Source organism: Oscillibacter sp. CU971, from assembly GCF_905219725.1.
GTDB lineage: Bacteria > Bacillota > Clostridia > Oscillospirales > Oscillospiraceae > Oscillibacter.
The window spans coordinates 1-17343 of sequence record NZ_CAJMXG010000041.1; the positions used below are offsets into that span (position 1 = coordinate 1).

General features: G+C 62.8%; 11 protein-coding genes, 1 pseudogene and 1 riboswitch. Of the genes and pseudogenes, 6 read left to right on the forward strand and 6 right to left on the reverse strand.

The genetic code is table 11. From position 1 onward, the window contains the following. Positions 1–58: 58 nt before the first annotated feature. Positions 59–820 (reverse strand): 23S rRNA (guanosine(2251)-2'-O)-methyltransferase RlmB, encoded by a 762-nt coding sequence (rlmB, locus tag JX325_RS04930; RefSeq protein ID WP_204790057.1) that lies wholly within the window; start codon positions 818–820, stop codon positions 59–61. Positions 821–1035: 215 nt separating this feature from the next. Between rlmB and ftsH the strand changes: the two genes are divergently transcribed. From ftsH to JX325_RS04950, 4 genes and pseudogenes are all read left to right on the forward strand, one after another. Beyond that, positions 1036–3216, forward strand: a complete 2181-nt coding sequence (gene ftsH, locus JX325_RS04935; RefSeq protein WP_204790058.1) for an ATP-dependent zinc metalloprotease FtsH — start codon at positions 1036–1038, stop codon at positions 3214–3216. A 74-nt stretch (positions 3217–3290) separates the two neighbouring features. Next, positions 3291–3728, forward strand: a pseudogene (locus JX325_RS04940) (N-acetyltransferase family protein); the annotation flags it as partial. 163 nt (positions 3729–3891) lie between these two features. Next, the gene (gene malQ, locus JX325_RS04945) at positions 3892–5421 is read left to right on the forward strand and encodes a 4-alpha-glucanotransferase (RefSeq protein ID WP_204790059.1); all 1530 of its coding nucleotides are present in this window, start codon (positions 3892–3894) and stop codon (positions 5419–5421) included. Between the two features lie 146 nt (positions 5422–5567). After that, positions 5568–7313 carry a Na/Pi cotransporter family protein gene (locus JX325_RS04950; protein WP_204790060.1) on the forward strand — a complete coding sequence of 582 codons (1746 nt, stop codon included), beginning with the start codon at positions 5568–5570 and terminating at the stop codon, positions 7311–7313. Between the two features lie 69 nt (positions 7314–7382). Here the strand turns inward: JX325_RS04950 and JX325_RS04955 are convergent, their stop codons facing one another. Further along, entirely contained in the window at positions 7383–9218 is a 1836-nt protein-coding gene (locus JX325_RS04955) for a peptidoglycan DD-metalloendopeptidase family protein (protein ID WP_204790061.1), read from the reverse strand. Positions 9219–9554: 336 nt separating this feature from the next. Here JX325_RS04955 and pta point away from each other — a divergent pair, with 336 nt between their 5' ends. Next, positions 9555–10535 (forward strand): phosphate acetyltransferase, encoded by a 981-nt coding sequence (pta, locus tag JX325_RS04960; RefSeq protein WP_204790062.1) that lies wholly within the window; start codon positions 9555–9557, stop codon positions 10533–10535. 144 nt (positions 10536–10679) lie between these two features. Here the strand turns inward: pta and JX325_RS04965 are convergent, their stop codons facing one another. From JX325_RS04965 to JX325_RS04975, 3 genes are all read right to left on the reverse strand, one after another. Beyond that, positions 10680–11537 (reverse strand): patatin family protein, encoded by an 858-nt coding sequence (locus tag JX325_RS04965; protein WP_204790063.1) that lies wholly within the window; start codon positions 11535–11537, stop codon positions 10680–10682. A 534-nt stretch (positions 11538–12071) separates the two neighbouring features. Next, entirely contained in the window at positions 12072–13940 is a 1869-nt protein-coding gene (locus tag JX325_RS04970; RefSeq protein WP_204790064.1) for an LTA synthase family protein, read from the reverse strand. Positions 13941–13945: 5 nt separating this feature from the next. Further along, entirely contained in the window at positions 13946–14815 is an 870-nt protein-coding gene (locus JX325_RS04975; RefSeq protein WP_204790065.1) for a rhomboid family intramembrane serine protease, read from the reverse strand. A 174-nt stretch (positions 14816–14989) separates the two neighbouring features. Further along, positions 14990–15082: riboswitch (SAM riboswitch) on the forward strand. Between the two features lie 144 nt (positions 15083–15226). On the opposite strand from JX325_RS04975, the gene metK reads away from it, so the two are divergent. Next, positions 15227–16414 (forward strand): methionine adenosyltransferase, encoded by a 1188-nt coding sequence (gene metK / locus JX325_RS04980; RefSeq protein ID WP_204790066.1) that lies wholly within the window; start codon positions 15227–15229, stop codon positions 16412–16414. A 266-nt stretch (positions 16415–16680) separates the two neighbouring features. Here the strand turns inward: metK and JX325_RS04985 are convergent, their stop codons facing one another. Next, complete coding sequence (locus JX325_RS04985; RefSeq protein WP_243413929.1) at positions 16681–17205, reverse strand: recombinase family protein; 525 nt, start codon at positions 17203–17205, stop codon at positions 16681–16683. Positions 17206–17343 lie beyond the last annotated feature (138 nt).

Here is a 17343-nt window from a genome sequence, read left to right on the forward strand (position 1 = left end):
TGTTCTTGTCGTCCTTCGGGGTCATGGGGGTCCCTCCTTTGGAAGGGGTTGGGAATGTTTAAAGTCTTTGGCGGACAGCCTCGTAAAGCAATATGGCCGCCGCGGCGGAGGCGTTCAGAGAGGAGAGCTTTCCCCGCATGGGGATGCTGACCAGGAAATCGCAGCGCTCGGCAACCAGGCGGCCCATGCCGCTGCCCTCGCTGCCGATGACGATGGCGGCGGGGCCCTTCAAATCCGCGTCGTAAAGGGCCGTGGCCCCGTCCGCCGCCGTGCCGAAGACCCAGACGCCCCGCTTTTTCAAGTCGTCCAGAAGGGCGGGAAGGTTGGGCACCCGGGCCACGGGCACATGGGCCACCGCCCCGGCGGAGGTCTTGGCCACCACCGCCGTGAGCCCCGCGCTGCGGCGCTTGGGGATAATGACGCCGTGGGCCCCGGCGCACTCCGCCGTGCGGATAACGGCCCCCAGGTTATGGGGGTCCGAGAGCTCGTCGCAGATCACCAGCAGGGGGGCCTCCCCCTTGTCCGCCGCCGCGCGGAGGATGTCCTCCACGCTGGCATACTCCCGGACCGCGCAGAGGGCGATAACGCCCTGGTGTGCGTGGGTGCGGCTCATGGCGTCCAGCTTCCGCCGNTCCGCCTCCACCACCACGGCCCCGGCGGAGCGGGCCTTGGAGGCAATATGGCCCAGGGTTTTGTCCNTTTCGCCCTTCTGGNGGTAGATTTTANCAATGGCCGTCCCGGCCCGGAGGGCCTCGATAACGGCGTTGCGGCCTTCGATGATCCCGTCGGCCTCGGGAGCGGGGGGTCTGCGCTCTTCCATAAAGATTCCTTCCCGGCCGGGGACCCGGCCTGAAAATTTTGTCGATACGTTCTTAGTATACCATAGCCGGAGAGGATAATAAAGCGGGAATTTACAGAAACTTCATGAAACCTCCTTGTGGGTTTCCAGGTTCTGTGATATACTGCCATATAATTTCGCCGGGTTTCACGCTTTGACCAATACCGTGCGTTCCCTTGAAAGGAGCAATTGCATACATGGACCAAAACAACAACAAGAAAAAGCCGGACCAGAATAAAAACAGCAACTGGCGGGGCTTTATCCACCTGATCTGCTGGGCTGTGCTGCTGGCNGNGCTGGTGAGCTACNCCACCACCTACATGACCAGCNTGGGCCACCAGGCCAGCAGCGTAGAGCTGGAGTACAGCGAGTTCCTGGATATGCTGGACGCCGGGAAGGTGGCCGGGGTGGACTTTGACAACAGCGAATCCATCCTCATCATCACCCCGGCGGACGGCTACGTCTACACCAACAGCGAGGGGATGGAATACACCAAATCCACCCAGGAGGACGGTTCCGCCGTTTACACCCATGTGGACGGGGAAGGCNGGGAGATGAAGCTGTCCCTGGAGCTGTTCACCGTGCGCCTCCAGTCCTATGACGCGGTGGTGGAGCGGGTCCGGGAGGCCAGCATGTCCCTGGACCCGGCTCATGAGGAACCCATCCGCATCAACCAGGACTATCAGCCCCCCATGAGCCCCATTTTGCTGTTCCTGGTGAACCTGGCCCCCTTCTTCATCATCATCCTGGTGATGAGCCTGGTGATGAACTGGATGGCCAAAAAGGGCATGGGCGGCATCGGGGGCATCGGCGGCGTGGGGAAATCCAACGCCAAGGTCTACATGGAAAAGCAGACCGGGGTCACCTTCCGGGACGTGGCGGGCCAGGACGAGGCCAAGGAGTCCCTGACGGAGATCATCGACTTCCTCCACAACCCCGGCAAGTACACGGAGATCGGCGCGAAGCTCCCCAAGGGCGCCCTGCTGGTGGGCCCTCCGGGCACCGGCAAGACATTGCTTGCCAAGGCCGTGGCCGGGGAGGCCAACGTGCCCTTCTTCTCCATCAGCGGCTCCGACTTCGTGGAGATGTTCGTGGGCGTGGGCGCGTCCCGGGTCCGGGACCTCTTTAAGGAGGCCAGCAAGGTGGCCCCCTGCATCGTCTTCATCGACGAGATCGACACCATCGGCAAATCCCGGGACAACCGCATGGGCGGCAACGACGAGCGGGAGCAGACCTTAAACCAGCTTCTGGCGGAGATGGACGGCTTTGACCCCACCAAGGGCGTTATCCTCCTGGCGGCCACCAACCGCCCGGAGGTGCTGGACCAGGCCCTCCTCCGCCCGGGCCGGTTTGACCGGCGCATCACCATCGACCGGCCCAACCTGGCGGGGCGCATCTCCACCCTGGAGGTCCACNNNCGGAACATCAAGCTGGGAGAGGACGTAAACTTGAAGAAGGTGGCCCTAGCCACCGCCGGGTGCGTGGGCGCGGATTTGGCCAACCTCGTCAACGAGGCGGCCCTCCGGGCCGTGCGGAAGGGCCGGAAGCTGGTGAGCCAGGAGNACATGCTGGCCGCCTTCGAACTGGTTATCGCCGGTACGGAGAAAAAGGGCAGCGTCCTCACCGAGTTCGAGAAAAAGCTGGTGGCCTACCATGAGGTGGGCCACGCCATGGTGGCCTATAAGCAGAAGAACACCGAGCCGGTGCAGAAAATCACCATCGTCCCCCACACCCAGGGCTCCCTGGGCTACACCCTGNTGATGCCCGNGGAGGACANGNCGGAGCTTCGGACCAAGGAAGAGCTGATGGCGAAGATCACCGTCTCCATGGGCGGCCGGGCCGCCGAGGAGGTGGTGATGGACACCATGACCAACGGCGCCTCCCAGGACATCCAGGACGCGACGAACGTGGCGCGGAACATGGTGGCCATGTTCGGCATGAGCGAGGAATTCGGCATGATGGCCCTGGCCTCCCGGCGGAACCAGTACCTGGACGGGGGCTATGGCATGGACTGCGCCCAGGACACCGCCGCCCGGATGGATAAGGCCGTGAAGGTATTGCTGGACGAGGCCTACAAAACCGCCGTGGAGGTCATCCGGGAGAACCGGGAGGACATGGACAAGGTGGTGGCGTACCTTCTGGAAAAGGAGACGATCACCGGCGCGGAGATGGTGGCCATCATCGAAGGCCGGGACCCCGCCCTGGTGGAAAACCCCTACGCCTCCACCCGCCCGCCGGAGATTGAACCGGCGGCCAAGAAGGTCCACATGATTTCCGAGAAGATCCTGGCCCCGGAGGAGGCCGCGGAGCAGCCCCCGGCGGCGGAAGCGCCGGAGGAAGCGCCCCCGTCCGGGGAGACGGGAGAGGAACAGGCCTGAACCCGATAAAAGGCGCGCCGGGACGGCGCGCCTTTCCCCCATTTCATTTATTAAAGAGAGAGGAGCGCGTTGCCATGATTCGCAAAGCCACCGCCGCCGACCTGCCCCGAATCGGGGAGATTTACGAGGCGATTTTTGACAAGGAGGATCAGGGCCCCGCCTATACCAACTGGCTTCGGGGAAGCTATCCCACTACGGAGGACGCCCGCAAGGCTCTGGAGGCCGGGACCCTGTATGTGGGAGAGGAGGACGGCGCGCTCTGGGGCGTGGTGAACCTTAACGGGNTTCAGCTTCCCGAGTACGACAAAATTTCCTGGTCCATTCCGGCGGGGCGGGAGGAGGTGGGGGTGATCCACACCCTCTGCATCCACCCGGCCCAGTCCGGGAAGGGCCTTGCCAAGCGGATGGCGGCCTTCTGTGAGGAAACCGCCCGGGCCCAGGGCAAAACGGTTATCCGCCTGGACACCTGGGAGGGGAACGCCCCCGCCAACCGCCTGTATCCCTCCATCGGCTACCGCTTCGCCGGGGGAACGGAATTTTTCTTTCACGGATACATCCGCGAGATTTTGAACTGCTACGAGNAACAGCTGTATATCCGGCGCCNTCCGGTTCTTGACAACCGGGGGGCGTTTTTTTACAATGAGGGGGCACACTATTCATCATGGAGGTTTTCTTATGAAACGTTCCGCAGGCATCCTCCTGCCCATTTTCTCCCTGCCCTCGGAGTACGGCATCGGCTCCCTGGGGGCGGAGGCCCGGGCCTTCGCCAACTTCCTCCAGGACGNGGGGCAGTCCTGGTGGCAGATTCTCCCCGTGGGCCCTGCCGGGNCCGGGGATTCCCCCTATGCCAGCGAGTCCACCTTCGCCGGAAATCCCCTGTTCATTGATTTGGATCTCTTGGCCAGGGACGGCCTCCTGACGGAGGAGGAGCTGGCCTCCGCCAAGGTCCCCGCCGGGGATAAGATTGACTACGCCGCGCTGAAAAAGAGCCGGGAGCCCCTGCTCCGCAAGGCCTTCTCCCGGGTCAGCGGCGAGGCGGCGGAAGCCGCCCGGGCCTTTGCCGAGGAGCGCCCCTGGGTCCGGGAGTACGCCCTCTACCGGGCCGCAAAGCGGCACTTCGGGGGCCTCCCCTGGTTCCAGTGGCCCGACGAGGGCCTCCGCCGCCACGAACNGGAGGCCGTGGAACGCGGGCGGGNGGAGCTGGCGGAGGAGGNNGCCTTTGAGACCTGCGTTCAATACTGGTTCTTTACCCAGTGGGCGGCGCTGAAAACCTATGTCAACGGCCTGGGCCTGGGCCTCATCGGGGACCTGCCCATTTACGTCTCCCTGGACTCCGCCGACGTGTGGAGCGAGCGGAAGGAGTTCCTTCTGGACGAGGAGGGAAAGCCCTCCAAGGTGGCGGGCGTGCCGCCGGACTACTTTTCTGAGGACGGCCAGCTCTGGGGAAATCCCCTGTACGACTGGGAAGCCATGAAACGCAACGGCTTTGGCTGGTGGATTCGGAGGGTGGAGGGAGCTTCCAAGCTCTTCGACATCATCCGCATCGACCACTTCCGGGGCCTGGAGAGCTACTGGGCCGTCCCGGCAGGGGCCGAGACCGCCCGGGTGGGCTCCTGGGAGAAGGGTCCCGGCATGGACCTGCTGCGGGTGCTGACCTCCTGGTTTCAGGGCATCGCCTTCATCGCCGAGGATCTGGGCATCCTGACGGAAGGCGTCCACCAGCTCCGGGAGGAGTCCGGCCTGCCGGGGATGAAGGTGCTGGAGTTCGCCTTCTCGGACCCCTCCAACGCCTACCTGCCCCACAACTACCAGCCCAACTGCGTCTGCTACACCGGCACCCACGACAACGACACCGCCGCCGGGTGGTATGCCTCCGCCCCCAAGCGGGAGCGGGCCTTCGCCGAGAAGTACCTGGGAGTTTCCGGGGCGGAGGAGGTGCGCCTTGCCCTGCTGCGGGCGGGGCAGGGCAGCGTCGCGGAGCTGTTTGTGGCCCAGATGCAGGACTACCTGGCCTTAGGCAGCGAGAGCCGGATCAACGTCCCCGGCGTGGGCGCGGGCAACTGGCGCTGGCGGCTTCTCCCCGGCCAGGCCGCGCCGGAGCTGGCGGAGGAAATCCGCTCACAGACCTCGTTCTACGGCCGCTGCCCCTGGATTCCGGAGCCGGAGGAAGAGGGAACCGGCGAANCAGACAAAGCAGAAGAATAATTTTGGGCGGAACGCCAAAAATTTCCGTAAAATTTGCGTTTTGGTCATTCCGCCGATTCCCTGCGCCTGCCCTCCACATATATAATGGAGCCGTCACATAAGATGGAGCGTCCGCCTTGGCGCGGNCACNGAAGCGAGGAAAGCTTATGGATATTTTTTCCCTGTTTACCCTCTGCGGCGGCCTGGCCTTCTTCCTCTACGGCATGACCACCATGTCCAAGNGCCTGGAGAAGATGGCCGGCGGCCGGTTGGAGCGGCTGCTGAAGCGCATGACCTCCAACCCCATGAAGGGCCTGCTCCTGGGCGCGGGCATCACCATCGCCGTCCAGTCCTCCTCGGCGGTGACGGTGATGCTGGTGGGCCTGGTGAACTCCGGCGTCATGGAGCTGGGGCAGACCATCGGCGTCATCATGGGCTCCAACGTGGGCACCACGCTGACGGCGTGGATTTTGTCCCTCACCGGCATTGAGAGCGAGAGCGTGTTTTTNAATCTCCTGAAGCCNGAGAACTTCNCCCCCCTCTTCGCNCTGGCGGGCATCCTGCTCATCATGGGCTCCAANCGCCAGCGGCGGCGGGACANCGGGCGGATTTTCATTGGCTTCGCCATTTTGATGTCCGGCATGGAGATGATGAAGAACTCCGTCAGCCCACTGGCGGATATGCCGGGCTTCTCGGACCTGCTGACCGCCTTCNGCAATCCCCTGCTGGGCGTGGCCGTGGGCGCGGCNNTCACCGGGGTCAGCCAGTCCTCGGCGGCCTCCGTGGGCATTTTGCAGGCCCTGGCCCTCACCGGGTCCATCACCTACGGCGTGGCCATCCCCATCATCATGGGCCAGAACATCGGCACCTGCGTCACAGCGCTGATCTCCTCCATCGGAGTCTCCCGGGGGGCCAAGCGGNTGTCCGTCATTCACATCGCTTTCAACATCATCGGCACGGCCATCGGGCTCATTGTCTTCTGCGGCGGGGATTTGCTGTTCCACTTCCCCTTTATGGATTCCGCCGTGGGGGCCGTGGGCGTGGCGTTGTGCCACACGGTTTTCAACGTCTGCACCACCGCCCTGCTGCTGCCCTTCTCCCGCCAGCTGGAATGGCTGGCCCGGGCGGCTGTCAAGGAAGAGGACAAGACCCCCCAGTTTGCTTTCCTGGACCCCCTGCTGCTCCGCACCCCCGGCGCGGCGGTCAGCGAGTGCGCCGCCATGACCTGCGAAATGGGGACCCTGGCCCAGAAGAGCCTTCTGGCCTCCTTGGGGCAGCTTTCCAGGTATAACGGGAATCTNGAAGCGGAGCTTCTGGAAAACGAGGACAAGCTGGACGTCTACGAGGACCGCCTCAGCGGCTATTTGGTCCANATTTCCCAGCACNGCCTCTCCATGGAGGATATCCACACCGTGGCCNGGCTGCTCCACGCCATCGGGGACTTCGAGCGCATCGGGGACCACGCCCTGAACATCCAGGAGTCCGCCCGGGAGCTCCACGAAAAGGGGCTCAGCTTCTCCGGCGCGGCGGAGGCGGAGCTCCTGGTGCTGGAACAGGCCCTGGAGGATATTTTGACCGCGGCGGTAAGCTGCTTCCAGGCCGACGACCCCGCCGCCGCCAAGCTGGTGGAGCCCCTGGAGGAGACCATCGACCGGCTTACCGACGAGATCCGGGCCCGGCACATCCACCGCCTCCAGAGCGGGGAGTGCACCGTGCAGCTGGGCTTTAACCTAAACGATCTGCTGACGAACCTGGAACGGGTATCCGACCACTGCTCCAACATCGCCGTCTGCGTCATGGAGGAGCGGGAGGACCACGCCGAGCAGCGCCACGCCTTCCTCCATGACTTCAAGGCCGCCGGAGAGTTCACCGAGAGCCTGGACAAGGATTTGAGGAAGTACAAGCTGCCCTGAGCNGCCTTTCTTTAAAGAACCGCAGCCAAAAGGACCGCCGGATTTTTCCGGCGGTCCTTTTATCCATGGCTACAGGTAGTTCAGCGGGTTCTTGGCCACGCCGTTGTAGCGGATCTCGAAGTGACAGTGGTTTCCGGTGGAGTTGCCGGTGGAGCCGGCCCGGGCGATCTGCTGGCCCTTGTAGACCTTCTGGCCCACGGAAACCGTCAGGCTGCTGTTGTGGCCGTAGCGGGTCACATAGCCGTTGCCGTGGTCGATCTGAACCAGATAGCCGTAGCCGCCCATCCACCCGGAGTAGGTGACCGTGCCGCCGTCCGCGGCGTAGATGGGAGTTCCTCTCGGGACGGCGATGTCGATGCCCTTGTGGTTGGTGGACCCGATGCCGCCGGGGGAGCTCCGCCCGCCGAAGCGGGAGCTGATCCGCCCCGTGGTGGGCCAGCGGAAGCTGCCGGTGGGAAGCCAGGTGGGCCGGGGCTTCGTGCCCTGGAGCCGGTATTCCGTGACGGGCTGGCGGAGGGTGACGCTGGAGAGGACGGTCCGCTCCGTTTCCTGTCCGTTGATATAAGTGACGTTGGCCACCGTGTCCGCCGCGCCGTATTCTCCGGCGGAGGTGACCTTGTAGTCGCCCACGTAGATGTCCGGGCTGTCGGTGTACTCCACGTCGAAGGCTACGCTGTCCACATACCGNTCCTGCTGGACCACGGTCATGGTCAAATAGGGCACGGAGGCGGACATGGTGAGGATTTCGCCGATTTGCAGCTTGTCGATGTTGTAGCCGGGGTTCAGGGATTCCAGCTCCTTGGAGGTCAGGCCGTGGTCCTCGGCAATCTCGGACCAAGTGTCTCCCTTGGCCACGGTGTAGGTGACCTCGGCGGTTTTGGTGCTGTACAGGGTCTCGGCCACGTAGCCCAGGTTCATCAGGCTGTCGGTGGGCACGTACTCCTCCTTGACTTCCACGTTTTCGGCAAAGGAGACGGAGATGGTGCCNTCGTTGGTGGCGGAGAGCTGGATCTGCTTCAGCAGCTGCTCCAGGGCCCCCTGGTAGGGCGTGGCCCCGATGCGTTCCCCGTCCACGTAAAGGCAGTAGGCGGCGGTGACCATGCCCACCTCTTCGCTCAAGGCCTCCTCGTANACCTCCTTGTCCACCAGGTCCTGGCGGCGCAGCAAACCGGAGGAGTACTGAATCAGGGAGTCGTCGATGGTAAAGCTCCGGCCCAGGGTTCGGGCGGTGACCTGCTCCAGCTCCGCCCGGGCCTCCTCGGCCTCCGCCTCGCTGGAGAGGGAGCCCAGCACCTTCCCGTCGTAGGTGACGGTAACGCCGTTGGTGTAGGTGGAGAAGAACAGCACGATCGCCGCCATCACGCAGCCCCCCCCCAGGAAGACGGCGGGGTGAATGCGCCAACGGCGCTTTTTCTGGTCGCTCCGGGCGCTCTTCTGCCGGGAGGCGCTGTTCTTTTGCAGCACCCGCTCCTGGAGGAGGCTGCCCCACATGGGCAGCAGGCCCCAGAGAAGCAGCACCAATTGAATGGGCAGCCGTTCGGACTCCGGGAAGCGGTGGGCCTTGTTCTCCCGGACGATGCGCCGCCAACGGCGGCGGAAATGCAGCCGCTTTTCGGCGATGGCCTTTCGGGGGGAACGGTTCTCCTGCCGCTCCTGCGGACGGGCTTTCCGGGGGGCGGCGCTCCGGCGGTTCCGGCTGCGGGCGGCGCGGCGATCCGAGCGCTCCGGGCGCTCCCGCCCGCCTTCCTCCGGTTCCCAATCCCGGATGGACGGCGGGAGATCCCACTCCCGCCAAGGGCTCCAGCCCTCGGGGAAGTCCTCCCGCTCTCCGGCGGCCTCCGGCTTCGGCTTGCCGTCCTGCCAGGGCGGGGCCTGGGCGGCGGTTTTTTTCCTGTCTTCGCTCATAGGGTCTCCTTATATGGGGCCCTCCCCGGGAATGGGCGGGCCGGAATGTTCTGAAAAAGTTACAATTTGTTACCGATGCCTATCATACCGCTTTTTTCCCCTTCCGTCAAGTCCTGAGAGGAGCAAAAAAGCGCGGGTTTTCCGGGCGTTTCCGGCGTTTTCGACAGCAGACGGCCCAGGCGGCGGGTTCAGTGTGCCATATTGGGGCTGGGAATTGGTGACAAAACCGTAAATTTTTATGCGGCCGTCCCGAAATTTGGATTGACCAGGGCGGGCAAACGTGTATAATGGATTTATAAAACCCCCGCGAAGACTTGTACATCTGGAGGAAAAGACATGTTTGAATTTCTCATCAAAAAGCTGAAGGCCCATCCCCGCAAGATCGTGTTCACCGAGGGCACCGACCCCCGCATTCTGGAGGCCGCCGCCCGCCTGCTGTCCGCCACGTTCCTGATGCCCGTGCTGGTGGGCAACCGGGAGGANATCCTGTCCGCCGCCGAGGAGGTTGGCTTCAACGTCAAGGGCGCGGAGATCCTGGACCCCGAGACCTTTGAGGACATGNNCAAGATGGTGGCCGAAATGGTGGCCCTCCGCAAGGGCAAGATGACCGAGGACCAGTGCCGCGCCGCCCTGAAGCAGGGCAACTACTTTGGCACCATGCTGGTGAAGATGGGCTACGCCGACGCCCTCCTGGGCGGCGCCACCTACTCCACCGCCGACACCGTCCGCCCCGCCCTCCAGCTCATCAAGACCAAGCCGGGGTGCAAGATCGTCTCCAGCTGTTTCATCCTGGTCCGTCCCTCCGCCACCGGCGACCCGGACGTGTTCGCCATGGCGGACTGCGCCATCAACATCAAGCCCAACGAGGAGGAGCTGGTGGAGATCGCGGTGGAAACCGTCTCCACGGCCCGGACCTTCGGCATCGACCCNAAGGTGGCCNTCCTCAGCTACTCCACCCACGGCTCCGGCGCGGGCGAGGACGTGGACAAAATGCGGGGCGCCTGCGAGAAGGCGAAGTTCGCCCTCCCCGGCGTGGTGGTGGACGGCGAGCTCCAGTTCGACGCCGCCGTCTCTCCCCGGGTCATGAAGACCAAGTGTCCGGACTCCCCTGTCCACGGCCAGGCCAACACCTTCATCTTCCCGGATATCAACGCGGGCAACATCGGCTACAAGATCTGCCAGCGCATGGGCTCCTTCGATGCCTACGGCCCCATTCTCCAGGGCCTGAACGCCCCCATCAACGACCTCTCCCGGGGCTGCAACGCCCAGGAGGTTTACTCCATGGCCATCATCACAGCCGGCCTGTGCGAGGACTAACTTTTTCTCGCGAGAAAAAGGCAGCATAAAGAGCTTTCGCACGCTCTTTCTGTCTGGTGAGAAACCGGGCCGGAGCGACGGCAGCGCAGTTTTCCAGGTGAAAAAACGCCCCCTGGTGGAATGGATTCCATCAGGGGGCGTTCCTTATTCTGCTGTCCAGAACTCCCGGACCCGCTCGATTTCCCGGCGTCCGTCGAAATACCCCTCCTGCCACAGAGCCCGGAGGGTGTCCAGGTTCTTCTCCGTCCGGGAACAGCCCAGGGTGTCCCTGGGGGCGATGACCAGGACCCGGCCCTGCCGCTCCAGGTCGAACAGGGCCTCCCGGCAGGCGTTGNAGCGCTCCGACCGGGTCCGCATGGTCTCCTGGAAATAGGGATATTTTTTGAAGGCCCGGCCAATGGCCTGATCGGAGCGGCCCGGCTTCTTGTAGTAGTCCCGCTCCCGGGTCAGCACCACCACCACCCGGTCACAGCCCTCATGGAAGGCCCGCCGCCAGGGGATGGCGTCAGCGCAGCCGCCGTCCAGATAGGGCTGGCCCCCGATGCGGATGATGGGGAACATCAGCGGGATGGCACAGGTGGCCTGCAGATGCAAATTGGGCGAGTCCCGCCGGGGGACGGGGAGATATTCCGCCTCCCCGGTGTTCAGATNGGTCACCACCGCCTCCGNCCGGCCCGGATAGGCGGNGAAGGCGTCGTAGTCAAAGGGAATCAGCTCGTTGGGGATAGTCTCATAGGCGAACCGGAGGCCGAAGTAGGAGCGGTTCCGGGGGTCCGCCAGGTTGCGAAAGCCCATGTAGCGCTTGTCATTGGCATAGTGGCAAATCAATTGCAGATTCCGGCGGCTCTGCCGGGAGAGGTAGCTGACGCCGTAGGCTATCCCGGCGGAGACCCCCAGGGTGTAGTCCGGCAGGGGAAGCTCCCCGTCCAGGAAAGCGTCGCACACGCCGGAGGAGTAGATGGTCCGCAGGGCTNNGCCCTCCAGGACCAGCGCGGTTTTCATGGTATCACCTCAATCACAATACTTATCGGTATAAATACTTTTTCAATTTCCAGTGCCAGATATTGGTCAGCCGGGCCAGGGTGGAGTCCGTCAGCAAAAAGACCNCGTTCCCCGNNGCCAGCAGCGCCGCGTTNANGTACCAAGCGGACTCCAGCAGCTCCGCCGTCAGGCCCATGAGCCGCAGGACCAGGCCATAGAGCAGCAGGGCTGTAACATTGCACACCGCCAGCCGGGCCGCAAGGCGCAAAAGCCGGGAGGNCAGGGCGGCGATCCTGGGCCGGAGGATGGGATACCAGCCGAAGAACAGGTAGACAAAGGCGGTCTCCCGGTCCGGCGCCAGCAGAAGGGCCAGAATGGCCGCGGCGGCGTAGGACGTTCCGGCGGCCTTGGGGCCCAGCNCTTCCAGCACCGGCAGCAGCGCGCCCATGGCCAGGATGGGGGCGCAGAAGACCATGCCGGGAATCACGCCGCCCAGGGCAAGCAGGGCCGCCGCCAGGGCGGTCAGCACGCCGCACAGGGCCAGGGGCCGGGCCTTCATGGGACCTCCTTATATTGGAGCTTGTAATAGCTCCACCGCCGCCACTTCTGAACGAGCTCCCGCTGCTCGCCGGAAAGCTCCTCCGTGAAAGAGCCGTCCGCCAATTGATACGTGCTCTTCTGCACCACCGGCAGCTCCCGGCGGAGCGCATTCAGGANGGAGACCCAGGGGCTCTCCTCCCCCCGGCCCGTCAGCTCCAGAACNGCGGCCCCCAGGAAGCAGGCGGAGACGGTCTCCGGCAGGTCCAGGGCCTCTACGGCGTTGTCCCAGTCCAGGACCTCCGCCGCCGAATCATTGGCCCAGAGAACGTAGGGGGTTTTGTAGGCCGCCAGGTTCTCTCGACCGTCCGGGCCGGGGGCCACGTCGACGCCAATCTCCTTGTAGCCCAGCATGTCGTTCCCCAGGTAGGGCAGGTGGTCCCCCCAATAGACCAGGACCACCGGCTCGGACTGCGCATCGAAGTACTTCCAGAGGCGGCCCAGCATGGCGTCCGCGTCCCGGACGCCCTCCACGTAGACGCTCAGAAGGGTCTCCGCCTCCTCCGAGAGGCCGGAGATGCCTGTGGGCGGGAAGCGGTAGCCCGGGCCGTACTTGTCGGCGGTGTAGGACATGTGGTTTTGGATGGTGGTGGTAAAGTGGAACAGGGGGGCCCGCGCCTTTTCAAAGGCTCTTTCAATCAGGTCTGCCGTATAATCGTCGGTCACCCAGCGGCCCTTGTACTCCGGNGCCTCCATGTCCCCGATAAACAGGCTTTCCTCCGCGCCGAACCAGCGGTAGACGTTTTCCCGGTTGTAAAACCAGTTGTCCCCCGGGTGGCAGAAGGCGGTTTCGTAGCCGTCGTTCCCAAAGACCCGGAAGAGGCTGTCCAGATTCCGGTTTACCGCCCGCATGGCGGAGGTGGTGGAGGCGGAGAGGGCCATGGTCTGCATCCCCGTCAGCACGTCAAATTCCGTGTTGGCCGTGCCCCCGGCGAAGCCGGGCACCACCACATGGCCGCTGAGGGCGTGGGGGTCCCGCCGGAGGGCGTGGAGGTTGGGCAGGGGATCGTTCTCCTCCGTATACGGGAAGGCCGGAGCGTCGGTGATGTCGGAAAACGCCTCGTTCATCACCATGATCACGCTGACGTCCTTCCCCAGCCCGGTACGGTCCCCGGTCTCCCACTCCTCCGCCCCGGCGCGGCTGAAGCCCTCGGGCCGGTCCACCAGGTAGGTGGTGAAATGGTGGCAAAAGGCATAGGGGAAGCCCAGGTCGTTGAAGACGGCGGGGACATATTCGGCGTTGCTGACCTTGAAGGACTGGTAAAGNCCCTTGGAGGCGTAAACGGTGAAAATCAGCCCCGTCAGAACGGCAAGGGAGAGCGCAAAGCCCGCGAGGCTTCCGGCCCAGCCCCGGAGCCGCTTCGCCGGAAAGGGCTTGCAGCCAATGAAAACCCCCAGGGCCAGCAGGGCAGCGGTTACCAGGACTACCGCCGCGATCTGCGCCGCCGGATAGTGGATGTCGTAGCTCTCCAGGGCGCTGCCCACTTCTTTTAAAAGGGCGAAGTCCCGGGGGAACACCGNCTCGTCCCGGACCTCAATTTTCACCCGGTTGGCGATGGACAGGGCGCATACCGCCAGATTCACCAGGGCCGCGCCGAAGAAGACGTTTCGCAGAAGCGCCGCCGCCGCCAGGAGCAAAAGCCCCACGGGCAGGGCGTTGAGGACAATCAGCAGGGGCTGGCGGAGGAAGCCGGAGAGGAGCCCCCGGAAGGAGTTGGGCTGGCACCAGAGGGCCAGCAGGGNGATGCCCCCGGCCAGCAGCACNGCTGCCAGNAGGNTGAGGGGCAGGGACAGGCGGCGCCGGNGATTCGGAANCGGATTTCTCAAAGGGTTCACTCCTTGAAATGCTCGTGGTTGAAGATGTGGTCCACGCAGAAGCAGTGGTAGCCCGCGCAGCGGGAGNAGTAGCGGAATTCCAGGTCCGGGCAGTCCGTGTCNGTCCGGCCGCAGACGGAGNACTTGTGCCGGTAGCCCTGCTGGGCCTCCTTCTTCCGCTGCTGGCGGACGGCGGACTTGAACTGGATGGTCTGNTGGGAGTTCCGGNGCCGGGNATAGGCCCGCCGCCGGTCAATTTGATCCACGATCTCACACCAGAAGAAGATCAGGAAGTTCAAANGGGCGATGACGGGCAGNAGGGCTCTGAGCCAGTCCCCCCGGAGCAGGGCGGCGATGATGTCCACGGCGAAGAGGGCCACGTCCGCCAGGGCCAGCCACTTGGCCTTCACCGGGATGATGTACAGCAGCATCAGCCGGGCGTCGGGATACAGGGCGGCGAAGGCCAGGAACATGGACATGCCCACGTAGTAGGTCCCCATCAGCACGCCGTAGCCGAAGGCGTAGTGGCTGGCGACGCCCGTGATGAGGGTCAGGACCACGCCGGAGAGGTAGTAGAGGTTGAATTTCGGCGTGCCCCACTCCCGCTCCAGCATGGAGCCGATGAAGTACATAAAGTACAAAGACAAAATCAGGTTGAAGGGCTGCGTGCTCTCCGGTACAAAGACGAAGGTCAGCAGCCGCCAGATCTGCCCGCGGAGAACCAGCCCCCAGTCGAAGTATAAAAATTGGATGGCCAGGCCGCTGGTCATGCGCAGCAGGAAAAAGGCGATCACGTTTCCAATGACGATGTACAGCATGAGGTTGGGGACGCCGAAGTTGGGGTGCTGGAGCGCAAAGCGCTCCATGGCGCTGTTCAGCTTTCTCAAAGGGGCTCCCTCCCGATTTCAGTTTTAGAATTAAAGAGCATTATACCCCGTTCGCCGGAAAAAGTCACCAACATTTTTTGAACATTGCCTTTACCGGGAAAAATTTCCGGCGAAAAAGGGCGGGGAGCCCTTGACAAACCCGCAGGACCTGATACAATATTACGTAAGTAAATATCCTTATCAAGAGTGGCGGAGGGAACGGCCCGATGAAGCCACGGCAACCTCCCTAGGAAAGGTGCCAAATCCGGCGGAAACGACAGATGAGGAGCGAGGAAAGATTTCCCGTGCGTTTCGCGTCGAAATGCGCGGTTTTTCTTTGCCTTTCCGGGCTGTTCAGCCGCCCCAAATTGTCCCAGCGCGCGGGAAGAAAAAAGGCGCGCCGCTTTCAGGGAAAGCGAGAAGGAGAACGCTATGGCAAGACATTATCTCTTCACCTCGGAGTCCGTTACCGAGGGGCATCCCGACAAAATCTGCGACCAGATTTCCGACGCCGTCCTGGACGCCATCATGGAAAAGGACCCCCAGGGCCGGGTAGCCTGTGAGACCACGGCCTGCACCGGGCTCATCCACGTCATGGGCGAAATCACCACCAACTGCTATGTGGACATCGACAAAATCGCCCGGGAGGTGGTCCGGGACATCGGCTATGACCGGGGCAAATACGGCTTCGACTGCGACACCTGCGGCGTCATCACCTCCATCGACGAGCAGTCCGCCGACATCGCCCTGGGCGTGGACGAATCCCTGGAAAACAAGAACAACGAGGAATCCGAGCTGAACCACGGNGCGNGCGACCAGGGCATGATGTTCGGCTACGCCTGTGACGNGACGGCGGAGCTGATGTCCCTGCCCCTGTCCCTGGCCCAGAAGCTCTGCCTTCAGATGCCCAAGGTCCGCAAGAGCGGCCTGGTCTCCTACATGCGCCCCGACGGCAAGAGCCAGGTCACCGTGGAATATGACGAAAACAACAATCCGGTCCGCATTGACACCGTGGTCATCTCCACCCAGCACAACCCGGACGTGACCCTGGAGCAGATCCGCCGGGACATGATCAACCTGGTGGCCNAGGAGGTCCTGCCCGCCGANATGCTGGACGAGAACACCAAGTACTATGTGAACCCCACCGGACGCTTCGTCAAGNGCGGCCCCGCCGCCGACGCGGGACTGACGGGCCGGAAGATCATCGTGGATACATACGGCAGCAGCGCCTCCCACGGCGGCGGCTGCTTCTCCGGCAAGGACCNCACCNAGGTGNACCGCTCCGCCGCCTACGCCGCCCGCTGGGTGGCCAAGAACATCGTGGCGGCGGGCCTGGCCAAGCGCTGCCAGATTGAGCTGGCCTACGCCATCGGCGTTGCCAAGCCCGTGAGCATCATGGTGGAGACCTTTGGCACGGGAACCGTCAGCGACGGGAAGCTGGAGGAGGCCGTGGCCAAGGTCTTTGACCTCCGGCCCACCGCCATCATCCGGGACCTGGATCTCCGCAAGCCTATCTACCGCAAGCTGGCCGCTTACGGCCACATGGGCCGGGAGGACCTGGGCGTAGCCTGGGAGAAAACCGACCGGGCAGAGGCCCTGAAGGCCGCTGTGAAGGAATAAGTGTGTTCACGGTTTCTTGAAGAAGCAAAAAGAGGGCTGCATGGTTCAAGCCATGCAGCCCTCTTTTTTCAGAGCCTTCAACGCAGGAAGCGGAAATCCCGCAGCCGCTGATCGATCAACGACTGCGGAATTTTCCTTGGAGTAAGGTGACAAAATCGATTTTTCGTTGAATCCTTTGCGGCACAACGATTCAGGAAGAAAGGCTGATGCTGGAAAGGGAAAAGCAATCACTTTGTTGTCTGCCGGTATTGACTTTTATCAGTCCTTTATGGATCTATTTTGCGTGCCTGATTGATTGTTTCAAACAGCTCCCTGCTTACAATCGCCGGGTGGTGTTCCTGTATCAAAAATCTCTCTAACTCACCTTGGTTCTTGACCTGTTTCCCAGAAAATAAATCCGCTATAAAGGTNTTCTGGAGCAGAACATCCCCCACATATTTCTCGTTTCTCAACAGCTTGCTGATCGTCTCCCGGCTCCAGTGGGGTNTTCCTGTTGGGGATGGAATCTTACTCTCATACAGCCATTTTGAAATTGCTCCAAGACTACTTCCAGCAGCCCTCATCTCNAACATCTTCCGAACAATCTTAGCGTCAGGCTCATCAATGACCAGCCTTCCATCATCTCCACGCTTATACCCAAAACACACAAATTCAGCGTAACCCGAGGTGCCCTTCTCAAAGCCTCTCTTGATTCNCCATTTGATATTTCGGCTCATATCCTCGCTCTCAGCCTGAGCCAAGGCACAGTAAGCAGTCAGCAGGATTTGTATTCGCTGTTCGTTCAGCCACATATCCTCCTGCTCAAAATAGACTTCTACACCCAAATCGTGCAGATCCCGCAGCGAACGCAGCGTCAGGGAAACGCTGATTTAATCCCCCCAAATGATAAAAGATGTGATAAAATAAAGGAAAGGGGGCGCGGGGTATGA